The 13,250-nt window shown below is 62.7% G+C and carries 11 protein-coding genes and 2 pseudogenes; 9 read left to right on the forward strand and 4 right to left on the reverse strand.

Features of this window, described 5'->3' with window-relative positions; genetic code table 11:
• Positions 1 to 205: 205 nt before the first annotated feature.
• Both EN818_RS21225 and EN818_RS32765 read left to right on the forward strand, forming a co-directional pair.
• Positions 206 to 1,609, forward strand: coding sequence for an amidase (locus EN818_RS21225; RefSeq protein WP_135906206.1), 1,404 nt, complete (start codon positions 206 to 208; stop codon positions 1,607 to 1,609).
• Between the two features lie 165 nt (positions 1,610 to 1,774).
• The gene (locus EN818_RS32765; protein ID WP_189523880.1) at positions 1,775 to 1,945 is read left to right on the forward strand and encodes a hypothetical protein; all 171 of its coding nucleotides are present in this window, start codon (positions 1,775 to 1,777) and stop codon (positions 1,943 to 1,945) included.
• Between the two features lie 133 nt (positions 1,946 to 2,078).
• Here the strand turns inward: EN818_RS32765 and EN818_RS21230 are convergent.
• Positions 2,079 to 2,216 (reverse strand): annotated as a pseudogene (locus tag EN818_RS21230) (ATP-binding protein); the annotation flags it as partial.
• Positions 2,217 to 2,239: 23 nt separating this feature from the next.
• On the opposite strand from EN818_RS21230, the gene EN818_RS21235 reads away from it, so the two are divergent.
• Both EN818_RS21235 and EN818_RS21240 read left to right on the forward strand, forming a co-directional pair.
• Entirely contained in the window at positions 2,240 to 2,716 is a 477-nt protein-coding gene (locus EN818_RS21235) for a DUF5372 family protein (RefSeq protein WP_189523879.1), read from the forward strand.
• Positions 2,710 to 4,815, forward strand: a complete 2,106-nt coding sequence (locus EN818_RS21240; RefSeq protein WP_135906201.1) for a recombinase family protein — start codon at positions 2,710 to 2,712, stop codon at positions 4,813 to 4,815. Before EN818_RS21235 ends, EN818_RS21240 begins: the two co-directional genes overlap by 7 nt.
• On the opposite strand, the gene istB is transcribed toward EN818_RS21240, so the two are convergent.
• Both istB and EN818_RS21250 read right to left on the reverse strand, forming a co-directional pair.
• Complete coding sequence (istB, locus tag EN818_RS21245; protein WP_135906203.1) at positions 4,810 to 5,460, reverse strand: IS21-like element helper ATPase IstB; 651 nt, start codon at positions 5,458 to 5,460, stop codon at positions 4,810 to 4,812. The genes EN818_RS21240 and istB overlap by 6 nt on opposite strands.
• A gap of 13 nt (positions 5,461 to 5,473) precedes the next feature.
• Positions 5,474 to 6,259: a transposase gene (locus EN818_RS21250; RefSeq protein ID WP_210237135.1), complete on the reverse strand. Its 786-nt coding sequence runs from the start codon at positions 6,257 to 6,259 to the stop codon at positions 5,474 to 5,476.
• Positions 6,260 to 6,270: 11 nt separating this feature from the next.
• Between EN818_RS21250 and EN818_RS21255 the strand changes: the two genes are divergently transcribed.
• From EN818_RS21255 to EN818_RS21265, 3 genes are all read left to right on the forward strand, one after another.
• Complete coding sequence (locus tag EN818_RS21255) at positions 6,271 to 6,558, forward strand: DUF5372 family protein (protein WP_135906200.1); 288 nt, start codon at positions 6,271 to 6,273, stop codon at positions 6,556 to 6,558.
• A 167-nt stretch (positions 6,559 to 6,725) separates the two neighbouring features.
• Positions 6,726 to 7,205 carry a helix-turn-helix domain-containing protein gene (locus EN818_RS21260; protein WP_128178319.1) on the forward strand — a complete coding sequence of 160 codons (480 nt, stop codon included), beginning with the start codon at positions 6,726 to 6,728 and terminating at the stop codon, positions 7,203 to 7,205.
• Positions 7,206 to 7,463: 258 nt separating this feature from the next.
• A complete protein-coding gene (locus tag EN818_RS21265) occupies positions 7,464 to 9,542 on the forward strand; it encodes a recombinase family protein (protein WP_135906199.1) in 2,079 nt (692 codons plus the stop codon).
• Here the strand turns inward: EN818_RS21265 and istA are convergent.
• The gene (gene istA / locus EN818_RS21270; protein ID WP_245518929.1) at positions 9,537 to 10,319 is read right to left on the reverse strand and encodes an IS21 family transposase; all 783 of its coding nucleotides are present in this window, start codon (positions 10,317 to 10,319) and stop codon (positions 9,537 to 9,539) included. The genes EN818_RS21265 and istA overlap by 6 nt on opposite strands.
• Before the next feature lie 681 nt (positions 10,320 to 11,000).
• Here istA and EN818_RS21275 point away from each other — a divergent pair.
• Together EN818_RS21275 and EN818_RS34465 are read left to right on the forward strand one after the other, a co-directional pair.
• Positions 11,001 to 12,648: pseudogene (locus EN818_RS21275) on the forward strand (IS66 family transposase).
• Positions 12,600 to 13,118 (forward strand): hypothetical protein, encoded by a 519-nt coding sequence (locus tag EN818_RS34465; protein ID WP_348631419.1) that lies wholly within the window; start codon positions 12,600 to 12,602, stop codon positions 13,116 to 13,118. Before EN818_RS21275 ends, EN818_RS34465 begins: the two are co-directional and overlap by 49 nt.
• The last annotated feature ends 132 nt before the right edge of the window (positions 13,119 to 13,250 follow it).

Below are 13,250 nucleotides of genomic sequence, written 5' to 3' on the forward strand. Positions count from 1 at the left end.
TGGTTCGTGTCAAGGCTCCTGATAATTGACCACGCCTGTGCCAAGGCCTTTGAGGTTTTCACCGTTCAAAACAACGGCACACGTCACGAGGCAATCCGTGATAGTGGAAAAGATGTAATTAACCGGCGCCGCGCATACCTATCAGCAGGCGACCGAGTGGCACCCCTCGCTCAATTGATTTGGCCCTCAGGAGACCTGAATAGAAATGACCCTCAGCGATATCCACTATCAGCCAATGACCAAGGTGGCGGACGCCATCAAGAGTGGCGCGGTATCGCCCGTCGAAGTCACCAATGCGATACTTTCGCGCATTGAGGCCGTCGACCCCGGCCTCAAGAGCTACACCACAGTCACCGCCGAACTTGCCCTGTTCCAGGCAAAGCGCGCGGAGGACGAAATCAGCAAGGGTCAGTATCGCGGGCCGATGCACGGCATACCGGTGGCGGTCAAGGATCTCTGCTTCACCAAGGGGATCAAGACCACCGGCGGCATGATCATCTACGAAGACCACAGGCCGGACTATGACGCCACCGTGGTCAAAAAGCTCGACGAGGCCGGCGCCGTGCTGCTCGGCAAACTGCACATGACCGAAGGCGCGACGATGGAGCATCATCCAGAGATGCCCGAGCCGGTCAATCCGTGGAAGGTGGACCTCTGGACCGGCGCCTCCTCGTCCGGCTCCGGCATCGCGCCGGCCGCCGGTCTCGCCTATGCCTCCATCGGCTCGGACACCGGCGGCTCCATCCGCTTCCCGTCGGCCTGCAACGGACTCACCGGCGTCAAGCCGACCTGGGGCCTGATTAGCCGCTACGGCATTTTCGACCTCGCGGCGACTTTCGATCATCTGGGGCCGATAGCTCGTTCAGCCGCCGATGCGGCAGCGATGCTCGAGGCGCTCGCCGGGTACGATCCAAACGATCCGACCTCGCTGTCGACCCCAGTGCCAGGGTACCTCGCCGCGCTCGATGGCGTCTACGGCGCTCGCGGCATCAAGATCGGTGTCGATTGGGATTTCATCAGTGAAGATGCCGACCCGGTGACCGTCGGCTTCGTGAAGGACGCGGTGGAGGTGCTCACAGAGATCAGGGCGGTACCGTTGCCGATCAAGTTCCCCGAAATCGACACGCTGCTCAAGTACACGATGGCGCTTTGCAGGGTCGAAATGGCGGCGGCCCACGAGGCCACCTACCCATCCCAGGCCAACCGCTATGGCGAGTGGATCCGTAATGGTCTTGAGCAGGGACTAACGGTGACGCCCATCCAGCTCGGCAAGGGATTCATCGAGCGACAGAAATACCGCGGCAAGATGCGGAAGCTGTTCGAGGATATCGACTTGGTTGTCATACCGGTGTTCCGCAAGGGAACGCCGACGTGGAAAGAAGTGCGCGACACCATGGCCAACGATATGAATGCATTGATGCGCTTCACTTCGCCGTTCAATGCAACCGGCAATCCGACGGTTACCCTGCCCTGTGGCTACACCGATGACAGTCGCCCTGTGGCGTTCCAGTTAGTCGGCCCACACGGTTCCGAGGCCATACTGCTCAAGGTCGCTCACGCCTATCAGCAGGTGACTGACTACCACACCCGCCGTCCCGCCGGGTACTGAGCGCCAAACCTCGAGTCCGTCCATCAGACGACCTCATGCACGGTACCCATCCGGCGAAGCTTTCGATTACCCACATCGTCGGCTTGATCCAACGGAGATGCCGAAGGCGAGGTCGTGCAAGCGGGGCATGCCGCGCCAGACGACCATATTGCCGGGAGGCGGATCATGGTTGCGGGCGAGATAGCCGCCAAGCATGGCGATTTGCAGCAGGTAAGCGGCGAGCGTGGGCCGTTGGAGGCGCGGTCGCGTTCGGGACGCGTCGATCCGGTCGATCGCAGTGATCTCGGCAAAGGTGAGAATGCTGTCTGGCGCGACGTCTGGTGCGTATTCCAATGAAACCGGACGGTGATTCCGAGACGAAACCGGACGCCTATTCCAATAAAATACCGGACGCGATTCCGAGGCGAAGCCGGACGGCTTAGAGCGCCTCTGGGTCGTTTTTGATATTTGTCGACGAAGTCGTTTTCGGTCAAGCGGGAGTTGTGTCTGGGGCTGGCAGGACCTTGTGTTTGCGCATGCTTTCACCGGAAAGTTCGATGCGGTAGGCGTTATGAACAAGGCGGTCGAGAACGGCATCGGCGATGGTCGGATCACCAAACATCCAATGCTGCCACCATTCTCGACGGGGTGGTGTCTCATTTAACAGTCATCGACCCGCGTCACGGCCTTGCGGGTCAGCGACTGGAACTCGTGTCCTCCCGTTCTGCGCGCGGTCCGGCTTTCGTCGTTGTCCGACTACCTGACGGGCGCCGCCGTTCAATTCGGCGCTCGGTGACCGACCTTGCGGAGGCGTCGCCGGAAGAACAAGGCGCGTCGAAATCGTTGGCTCGCATCAACGGCCGAACGCTGCTCACATTGCTGCACCATTTGAACAGCACGTTGACCTCCCGTGTCGAGGAGGTGATTCGCGATGAGCATTCAGTCGAATCCGTGCCGCGTTGCGTCCCAGACAGTCACCAGAGTTCCAGTCCCAGCCGCAGCGAAACTACCAAGCCTGTGGTTCAACCTGCCGGCGGAAACGCAGAAGCAGATCACGCAGAGCGTCGCGCGACTTCTTTTGCGGATGCGATCGACGGGCGTGCCGATAGCGGCGGATCGGCATGTTGAGAGCGCCGAATAGACCGGTCGAATGTGTGACGGCCGCGCATCGCGGTAAGCTTGCTTACATTTATGTCCGTCAGTCCTCCGTGAACCAGGTGCGGCATCATCAGGAAAGCACGGAACTGCAATACCGCCTCGTCGACCGTGCCGTCGCCCTCGGCTGGCCGCATGAACGCGTGCACGTCATCGACGAAGATCTTGGCAAATCCGGAGCCGGGACCGTCGAGCGGGTGGGGTTCAAGAAGCTGATCGCGGAGATCGGATTGGGCAATGCCGGCCTAGTCATCAGCCTCGACGCTTCCCGGCTTGCCCGCAACAGCCGCGATTGGCATCAGCTCCTCGATTTGTGCGCGCTCTTCGGCGTTATCATTGCCGACGGCGAACGTCTCTACGATCCCTGCGCTTACCATGACCGCCTGCTGCTCGGCTTGTCCGGCATCATGAGCGAGGCGGAGTTGCACCAGATCAGGCAGCGGCTCCATCAGGGCGAACGTCAGAAAGCGGCACGCGGCGAGCTGCGCCTTCCTGTTCCCGCTGGATTGGCGCATGATCGCTCGGGCGAGATCATTCTCAATCCCGATGAGGAGGTGCAGGCGCGGCTCAGCCTGGTCTTCGCCAAATTCCGCGAGCTTCACAGCGCACGGGCCGTGATGCGCTACCTGCGAAAGAACGACCTGCCACTGCCTGTGCGCCCGCTCCTCGGTCCCGCGCCGCACGATGTCATGTGGCGCGAGGCCGACAGTGCGCGGGTTCTCAGCATTCTCCAAAATCCTGCCTACGCCGGGGCATATGTCTATGGTCGGCACCGGATGGAAGGCGGGCGGCTTCGCCATGATGTCTATCGCCCGAAGACGGTCAAGGTCCCCATCGCCGACTGGGAGGTTTGCCTTCAGGCCGCCCACCCTGGTTATATCGGCTGGGAGGAGTTCATGGAGAACCAGAGGCGACTGGCAAACAACATCAATCGCTACGAAGCCGGCCATTCGGGCGTACCGCGCAAGGGAGCGGCCCTGCTGCAGGGCATCGCTGTTTGTGGGCGGTGCGGTCGCCGGATGAGCCTACGCTATAGCGGTCCCGCCGGTGACTACCCCGTCTACACGTGTCGCGCCGACCGCGATCAGGAGGGCGGGCCGCTCTGCCAGGAAGTTCGTGCGCTGCCCGTCGATACGCACGTCGAAAGTATCCTGCTCGAAGCCTTGCGACCGGACCAGATCGCTATCGCCATCGCCGCACTGGGCCAGATCGAAGAGGAGACGCGTCAGCTTGAGCGGCAGTGGGCGCTACGGCGCGAGCGGGCTCGCTATGAGGCGGAAAGAGCACGACGCCAATATGATGCGGTCGAGCCGGAAAATCGCCTGGTGGCTCGGTCGTTGGAGCGCGGGTGGGAAGAGAAGTTGCGCTTGGCCGAGGCGATCGAACAGGATTATGAACGATGGCGGTCCAACGAGCCCCAGGTGTTGAGCGAGTCCGACCGCCAAGCGCTTCAAAAGCTGGGAGAAGACCTGCCTGGCATCTGGCACGCCCCTTCCACAACATCGGCCGAGCGAAAGGGTATCCTGCGCCTCATCATTGGCGAGGTCGTCCTCGACCAGAAGCGCTTCCAGGGCCAGGTCTGGTTCAAGATCCTGTGGCAGACGGGAGCGACCAGCGAGCACGCTCTCCAGAGGCGGGTCCACACCTATGGCGACTACATCGATCTGGAGCAGCTGCGGAGCAGAGTGATCGAACTCAACGCCGCGGGCAAAATGGACAAGGAGATCGCAGCGGCGCTGAACGCGGAAGGCTTTGTCGCAGCACGCGGCTGCGCGTTCAAGGGCGAGAATGTCTGGCTTCTGCGAACACGTTGGGGCATCCCCACCGTCAAGATCAACGGGACGAGCGCCAATCCCGACCGGTGGCCAGATGGAACCTACTCGGTTCAAGGGACAGCGGCCGCCCTGGGGGTCACACCACAAACTGTGTTCGACTATCTCGCATGCGGCTTGCTCGACGGGCGCCAGCTTACGAAGGGGCAGCCGTGGCAAATCGAACTCTCGGATGACCAAATCAACACGCTACGAGCAAGGCTCGCACGCACCAGGCGATCAAGGAGGAAGGTCTCATGACAAGTTCGGTTCGCCGATCATGTCGTACCAGTGATCCACGGGAATTTGACTTGTGACGATGGTGGAACGCTTCTCGTAGCGATCCTCGACGATTTCCAGGAGATCGCGGCGTTGCTCGTCGTTGAGCTTCTCAGGCCCCCAATCGTCTAAGATAAGCAAATCGGTTTTGGCCAGGCTCTTGAGCAGCTTCGCGTAACGGCCGTCTCCGCGGGCCAGGGCGAGCGTAGCGAAGAGGCGCGGCACACGGTGGTATGCGACCGAAAGGTCCTCGCGGCATGCCTTGTGGCCGAGCGCGCAGGCCAGCCAGCTCTTTCCGACGCCGGCCGGTCCGATCAGGAGCAGGCTATGGCGCTGTCTGATCCAGTCGCATGTCCCCAGCTTCATGAAGAGATTGCGATCGAGACCGCGAGTTGCACGGAAATCGGCATTCTCGAGCTGGGCGTCATGACGTAGCCTGGCGGCTCGCGCTCTGGCCTCGAAGCGCTTCTGACGGCGCGTTGTCGCCTCCCGTTCGAGCAAGAGGGCAAGCCATTCGCCGTGCTCGAGGGCTCTTGTCTCCGGTTGCATCTCCAGTTCCCGGAAAGCGCTGGCCATGCCGGAAAGACCGAGGTCGCGCAGCATGTCGATGGTAGGGTTGGTCAGCATCGTTGATTGTTCCTTAGTGAAAGTAGCCGGGGCCACGAAGATTGGCGTGCGCGCCGACGGCGGCAGGTTCGGCGGTGTGCCTGGACGCTTTGTAGGTTTTGATGAGGGCGCTGATGCTTTTGCAGTTCAGGCCGCCGATCTCGAGCGCACGGGCCGAAACGGCTTCGGCCTGCGCCGTGTCGATCACCTGGTAGAGCTTGAGAACGCCCAGGCATGTTCTGAAGCCCTGTTCCGGATGCGGCCGGCTGGCAAGGATGGCGATGACGAGTCCCTCGGTCTGTGGACCGATCGAGCGAGCCCAGCGCCGGAAGCGCTCCGGCGACCATTCCGCGTAGCGGCGGTGCGAACTGGGCATGTGGTCCGGATCGGTTCCGAAACGGTCCCCACCATAGCGGCGCTGATGGGCAGCGACGCGTTTGCCCTTGAAGAAGATCTCGATCGTTCGGCTCGTCGCCCGGACATCCACCTGCTCTCGAATGAGGCTGTGCGGCACGGAGTAGAAATAGCGCTCGAACTCGACATGATAGTCTGTCGATACACGCGCCAGCCGCCACTCGGCGAACTCGTATTCCTCGGCCGGCAGCACGGCGAGCGCTGGACGTTCCATCGTCTCGAACAGGTCGCGACGGCACTGGCCAAGTCGGCGCATGACGTGGGTGTTGATCCGCTCGACAGCCTCCCGGATAGCGGCATTGGCTTCGTCCAGTGAAAAGAAAGTTTGGTTCCGCAGCCGGCCGAGAATGCAGCTTTGAGCGAAACGGACGCCGCTTTCGACCTTGGCTTTGGATAAAGCCGTCAACTGCAGCCCGTATGGGGACGACCGGCCTCACGGTCCGCATTACCCACCCATTCCACCCGCTTAAGGGCCAGACCTTCGACATGATCAGCCGCAGCCCGCATTGGGGCGACGACCGGGTGATCTACCGGGCGGCGGACGGGACCTTGCCCACGATTGCTGCCGCAATGACGGACATGGAGCAGCCTGACGCATTCCGGCGCGTCGCGGCCGGGCGCGCGGCGTTCCGGACGGTCGACCTATTGGATTTGCTCACGCTGCTGGATCGGATCTTTGCGCCGGTGGAGGCGGAGGATGCGTAAGGTTAAATACGCCGCCTGTGTAAGACAAATTACGCCGCAACGCCTCCTCAGATCTCGCAGATATGCCCATAATTGCTGGATTTGTCTCGGGCGTCGTGAAGAGACCTTGTTTGACGCCTCATCATGTAAGGCGTATTTATATTTACGAATCAATTTGGATGATGGTCATGGCGAAGCAAAAGCCAGCACGACGCGACCCAAAGGCCGAGGCCTTGGCCCGCGACGGCGCACTCAACCCCCACCCCGAGGCCGTGCGCGACACGCTGTTTGCCGGCAATCCCTTCTTCGATGCCAGGGACCTTGTGCAGGTCCGCTACGAGATGGTGCGCCGCCATCAGGCCGATCGCGTGCCAATCAGCGACGTCGCCAGCGCCTTCGGGGTCTCGCGGCCAACCTTCTACAAAGCTCAGAGCGCCTTGGCCGACCAGGGCCTCGCCGGGCTGGTGCCCCGGCAGCGGGGCCCAAAGGGCGGACACAAGATCTCCGCCGAGGTCCTCGCCTACATCGACCAACTCAGGACGACGAGGCCCGACCTCACCGTGCCGCAACGTGTAGACGCTATCGCCACACGCTTTGGCGTCAGGGTGCACCGGCGAAGTCTGGAGCGGGCCATGGCGCCCAAAAAAAAACCACTCGATCTGCCTTAACCGTCCGCGCGACCAGCCTTGTCGGCACATACGAACAACTGCGCGCCGCGGTTCTCAGCGCCCGGCTGATCACCGGATCAGGACTCGTAACCCTGCGCCGTCAAGGCATGGTCGCCTGGATCAAGGCCGCAACGACAACACCCAACTTTACGCCGCCTTGCCCGGTACATCGCCCCCCGTCGGCAGGCGCGATCGCCACCAGCGAGCTCACCCTCATCCTTGCCAGCCTTGTTGTCACGCTAACCGCGGAGCCAGCACATGCCTGACCTCAAAGTCACCGCCGATCACCTTCGGCGCGACGCCTACCTCTACATCCGTCAGTCTACGCTGCGACAGGTCGCCGAGAACGGCGAGAGCACGCAGCGACAGTATGGGCTGCGGGATCGCGCCATTGCCGCCGGTTGGCCGGTCGAACGCGTCCACGTGATCGACTGCGACCTGGGCAAATCGGGATCCAGCGCCGTTGCCCGCGACGGCTTCCAGGAACTGGTCAGCGAAGTAGCTCTCGCCAAGGCCGGCGTCGTCATGGGGCTGGAGGTCTCGCGCCTGGCTCGCAACTCCGCCGACTGGCACCGGCTGCTTGAGCTGTGCGCCCTGACCAGCACCCTCATCCTCGATGAGGATGGCGTCTACGACCCGGCCAGCTTCAACGACAGACTTCTTTTGGGTTTGAAAGGAACGATGTCGGAAGCGGAGTTGCACTTCCTCAAGGCGCGCATGCGCGGCGGCCAACTCAACAAGGCAAGCCGCGGCGATCTGAAGATAGGGCCGCCAGTGGGCTTGGTCTACTTGCCCGATGGCACCCTCGCACTCGACCCGGACGCCGAGGTGCAGGCCGCGCTCCGCATGGTGTTCACGACCTTCGAGCGCCTGGGCAGCGCAACCAGAACCGTCAAGTTCTTCCTCGACGAAGGTATCCTGCTCCCGCGACGACTGCGCAAGGGACCGCACAAAGGCGAACTCATGTGGGCGCCGCCGCGGCACGCCCGCATCCTCCAGGTCCTGCACAATCCGAGATATGCCGGCGCCTTCGTTTACGGTCGAACGCGTGGACGGCCCCGGCCGGGCGGCGGCGTCTCGCAGATCAAGGTGGATATGGCTGACTGGCGGTTCGTCATGCCCGACCTGCATCCGGGTTATATCGACTGGGAGCGCTTCAAGGCCAACCAGGAGCGTCTCGCCGCCAATGCACAAGCCTATGGAATGCAGCGCCGCGCCGGGCCGGTCCGCGAAGGATCCGCCTTGCTCCAAGGCAGAGTTCTCTGCGGCCTTTGCGGCGGGCGCATGGGCGTCCATTACAGCCAGGAGCACGGTCAGCCTGTCCCGACCTATATCTGCCAGGAGACTGCCACCCGCCGTGGCGGCAAGGTCTGCCAGTCCGTGCCCGGCAAAGTCGTCGACCCGGCGGTGGGTGCATTGCTTGTCGAGCTGATGGCGCCGATGACCCTTGAGGTCACCCTGGCGGTGCAGCGCGAGCTTGAGGCACGCGCCGCCGAGATGGACACGTTGCGCCGACAGCATATCGAGCGGACGCGTCATGACGCCGAGCTCGCCCGGCGCCGCTACATGAAGGTCGATCCCGACAATCGCCTCGTTGCCGACACTCTCGAGGCCGAGTGGAACGAGAAGCTGCGGCTCCACACCGACGTCGTCGAGGACTATGAACGACGCGCGCCCGAGGAAGCCGCTGCCCTCGATGCCGTGACGCAGCAACGTGTCCGCGATCTTGCCGAGCAGTTCCCGCGGATCTGGAGCGATCCCCGCATCGATGTCCGCGAGCGCAAGCGTATCCTGCGGCTGCTGGTCGCCGACGTCACCCTGGTCAAGGCCGAGACGATTACTGCAAACGTGCGACTATCCGGCGGGGCGACCCGCACCTTGACGCTGGAGCGGCCTTTGCCGATCGCCCAAATCCGCAAGTTCAAGCCTGAGCTCGTCGCCAAGGTCGACCGCTTGCTCGACCGACATTGCGATCGCGAGATCGCCGATATCCTCAATGAAGATGGCCTGCGAACCTGGGAGGGCAAGCCGTTCAATCTCAAGAAGATCGCCTTCATCCGTGGAGCTTACAACCTGCCCAGCCGTCGCCAGCGCCTGCGGGATTGTGGTCTGCTCACCACGCAGGAAGCGGCCGAACACTTCGCTGTCGCCGAGACCACGGTGCATCAATGGGGACGCCGGGGGCTCATCACCAAAGTCTGCAGCGACAGTCTCAACCGTGGTCTGTGGGACATTCCTCACGACCTCGAGATCATCAAAGGCCGCCCGGGCCGAAACGCCGTTGCCGCCCGCCGTGCCTCAATTGCCGTGCCGTCAACCGAACAGGACTCACTATGAAACAATCGCCTTATCCTTTGGTCGCCTCGGCCGCGCCGGCAGAACCCCGACGCCGTAGTGGGAAGCCATCATGCCGAAGCTGCGATTGATCTCTGGGTCGTAGAAGCTTGACCGGTTCACGCCAGACTTCAGGTTGTCGGGGACAATCAGGCGGGGCACGCCGTCAAAGAAGCGGAACATGCGCACATGCGAGCCAATCCAATCCGGCAAGGTCTGGCTCCAGGTCGCCTCGGCAAAGGCGTAGCTCGATGCGCCGAGCACCCCGAGAAAGATCTCGGCCTCGCGGATCTCGCCGGTCTTGCGGTCCACGATCGGCAGCTTCTTACCGGAATAGTCGACGAATACCTTGTCACCGGCGACATGCTTCTGGCGCATCGTTGGCGTCAGGCGCCGCTCGAAGCCTCTAAACAGGTCACAGAACCTGCTGTAAGCGTAACCATCAGGATGAACGGCCCGGTACTCCTCCCACAGGATCGACAGCGTCACGCCCGGCTTCTTCAGTTCGACCGTCAGCGCGCCCCAGTCGGGCTCGGCGCGGCGGCGTATCCCTTGTTTGACGCCCTGACGGGAGAAGAGCCGATGTTCGAGAACATCGTCAGTCAGCTCCGCAGGCAATGGCCAGGAAAGCCCGGCGGCACTCGCTCGCTCTATGTTGTCCTGCACCGTACTGCGGGCGATTCCAAGCATGGTGGCAATGTCGCGAACGCTTATACCGTCCGCGCTTAGTCGAAGCAGTTGTCTCAATTGTCTCATGGTCAGCCTTCCTTTCTTCGGCATGCATCTCTCCTCTACCGGCGAGGAGATGCATGCCCAGGTTGCTGACCCAAAGGCACTATCCAGGCTTCAAAACTGTCCGGTTTTTAATCGGAATCGCGTCCGGTCAATTCTCGGAATCGCGTCCGGCTTTTGATCGGAATGCCGTCCGGTAAATCGTCGGAATCTGCACAAAACCGTGCAGGTTCCGCGCAGAAGCGCGCCGCCGCCATGCCCGCCAGCCTCTCCCGGCGTGTCACAGTGCCAATCGTCCCTTCGCCGGATCGATATCCTTTTCGCTATCCTCGCACCCGACACCTGCAACTCGCCCGGCCGCATGGCACCCGCGGTCTCCATTCCTGATGGCGATTCATTGAATGCCCATAGCGGGCCACCCGTGCCGGCGGCCTAGTCCAACACGTTTTTAGCTCACCGTCGCGATCCACCTCAGCGCGCTCTCGCCACTCGCCTTTCTGCGCGACGCCAAGCTAAAAACGCTCTGCATTATGTGGCGCGCCACATAACCGTTTGCCGGCGATCTTTATGTCTTCCGCGGCCGCAGCGCAGCTCGCCTACATGCTCGACGGAATCGATTGGCGCAACCCGCGCCACACGTTCCGACCGCAGCGCGCGGGCTGAGTTTTTCTTTGAGTTTGCGCCATTTTCCGCGAGTCAGCGGACGCGTTTTATGATTCACTCCAGAGCATGGTTGCCACCGCCCAGGATGCTGTTCCGGACGATATCGGCGCGCTGAGAGCGGTGCTGACCAGAGCCGAAGATGAGGCCGCGCGCGCTGCGCTGGTCGAGGCCGAACTGGCGGTCGCCAGGGCCAAGGCATCGGATGATGCGGCGCTGATCGCACATCAGCATCTGACGATCCGGAAGCTGCAGCGGGCGCTGCATGGTCAGAGTTCTGAACGCTCAGCCCGCCTGCACGACCAGATGGAACTCACCTTCGAGGAACTCGAGAGCACCGCGACGGAAGACGAGATCGCTGCCGAGCAGGCCGCGGCCCGGACCACGGAGGTGGCGCCTTATGCGCGCAAGCGACCGGCGCGCCAGCCATTCCCGAGCATCTGCCGCGCGAACGCATGGTCGAGCCCGCGCCGACTGCTTGTCACTGCTGCGGCGGTCATCGGCTAGGCAAATTGGGTGAGGATATCACCGAGACGCTGGAGGTGGTGCCGCGGCAATGGAAGGTGATCCAGCACGTGCGGGAGAAGTTCACCTGCCGCGACTGCGAGGCGATCAGCCAGGCTCCGGCGCCGTTCCACGCCACCCCGCGTGGCTGGGCCGGTCCCGGCCTGCTGGCGATGATCCTGTTCGAGAAGTTCGGCCAGCATCAGCCGCTCAACCGCCAGGCTGAACGCTATGCCCGCGAAGGCGTGCCGCTCAGCATGTCGACGCTCGCCGACTAGGTCGGCGCCGGCGCCGCGGCGCTGATGCCGCTGTTCAAGCAGCTCGAAGCCCATGTGCTGGCCGCTTCACGCCTGCACGGCGACGATACGACGGTTCCGGTCCTGGCGAAGGGCAAGACCGATACCGGCCGATTATGGACCTATGTGCGCGATGACCGACCGTTCGGCGGCGCCGATCCGCCGGCGGCGGTGTTCTATTATTCCCGCGATCGTCGAGGCGAACATCCCGTGGCGCATCTCGCCGGCTGGAGCGGCATTCTGCAGGCCGATGCCTTTGGCGGTTATGGCGATCTCTATGCGACGGGTCGTCAGCCGGCGCCTGTTATGGAGGCCAGCTGCTGGGCTCACAGCCGGCGCAAAGTGTTCGAGCTGGCCGACATCGAAGCGGCGGCGCGCAAGAAGGCGCGCAGCGAGAAGCCCAACCTGGTCTATCCGCTGGCGGTTGAAGCCGTGAAGCGCATCGATGCCCTGTTCGATATCGAGCGCGCGATCAACGGCCCGTCGCCAGCCCAACGCCACGCCGTGCGCCAGGAGCGGAGCGCGCCGTTGATCACCGAACTCGAGCGCTGGATGATCGAGACGCGCGACAAGCTCTCGCGCGGACACGACCTGACCAAGGCCTTCAACTACATGCTGCGCCGCTGGTCATTCTTCACCCGGTTCCTCGATGATGGGCGGATCTGCCTATCGAACAATGCAGCCGAGCGAGCCCTGCGCCGAAGTCCTGGCTGTTCTGCGGTTCCGATCGCGGCGGACAGCGCGCTGCCGTTCTCTACAGCCTGATCGTCAGCGCCAAGATGAACGATATCGACCCGCAGGCCTGGCTCGCCGACGTCCTCGCCCGACTGCCCGCCTATCCGGCCCATCAAGTCGATGATCTGCTGCCGTGGAATTGGAGGTCCGCAAAACTGCGGACCCAACCAGCTGCGGCCTGATCATGCAGCGTAATAAGGTGCATCACGTCTACACCGTCGAGCGCGTCGCCAGCGAACTCGGCGTCAGCGAAGCGCTCATCCAGGACCTGCCCCACGGTCTCGAGCCCGAGGACGGTGTCATCTGGGTGTACGGGGCCAACGATGACGACGGGATCTTGGCCTTCACCGATGAAGGCATCGAGGAGGTCAAACTCCTCCTCGAAGAATATCATCGCGTCTCCCCGCTCAGGTGCTCATGGCCGCCGGATACGCACGTCTGCGGTCTTCACCGGATGGGTACGAATAGCCAGGCTCACGATCCGATCAATCGTGAAGTCGATTGGTGTGCGAAGGACGACGCTCTTCGGCGCAAACGCCATGGTCAGTTCGGGGACCATGGCGAGGCCGCAGCCATTGGCGACAAGCGCGAGGCTGACGTGAAAGCTGTCGGTCCTGTGCCTCACATCGGCCCGGAAATTGCCGATCGTTGAGCACACGTGCGCGTGTAGCTCGGAAAACTCGCTTCCCGCGTTCGTGTTGATCCAGGCCTCCTTAGCAAGATCCCCGAGGCGGAATTCCTGTCCGGCTGCGCACGGGTGGCCGCTCGGGAACGCAATCACAAT

It is taken from the genome of Mesorhizobium sp. M3A.F.Ca.ET.175.01.1.1 (assembly GCF_004791945.1).
In the GTDB taxonomy this organism is placed as follows: domain Bacteria; phylum Pseudomonadota; class Alphaproteobacteria; order Rhizobiales; family Rhizobiaceae; genus Mesorhizobium.

Excerpts from the sequence above, each read along its gene's own strand:
- istA (WP_245518929.1), bottom strand. The coding sequence starts at position 10,319 with ATGCCGAAGAAAGGAAGGCTGACCATGAGACAATTGAGACAACTGCTT.
- EN818_RS21240 (WP_135906201.1), top strand. The coding sequence starts at position 2,710 with ATGTTGAGAGCGCCGAATAGACCGGTCGAATGTGTGACGGCCGCGCAT.
- EN818_RS21265 (WP_135906199.1), top strand. The coding sequence starts at position 7,464 with ATGCCTGACCTCAAAGTCACCGCCGATCACCTTCGGCGCGACGCCTAC.
- EN818_RS32765 (WP_189523880.1), top strand. The coding sequence starts at position 1,775 with ATGGTTGCGGGCGAGATAGCCGCCAAGCATGGCGATTTGCAGCAGGTA.
- EN818_RS21225 (WP_135906206.1), top strand. The coding sequence starts at position 206 with ATGACCCTCAGCGATATCCACTATCAGCCAATGACCAAGGTGGCGGAC.
- EN818_RS21260 (WP_128178319.1), top strand. The coding sequence starts at position 6,726 with ATGGCGAAGCAAAAGCCAGCACGACGCGACCCAAAGGCCGAGGCCTTG.
- EN818_RS21255 (WP_135906200.1), top strand. The coding sequence starts at position 6,271 with ATGGGGACGACCGGCCTCACGGTCCGCATTACCCACCCATTCCACCCG.
- istB (WP_135906203.1), bottom strand. The coding sequence starts at position 5,460 with ATGCTGACCAACCCTACCATCGACATGCTGCGCGACCTCGGTCTTTCC.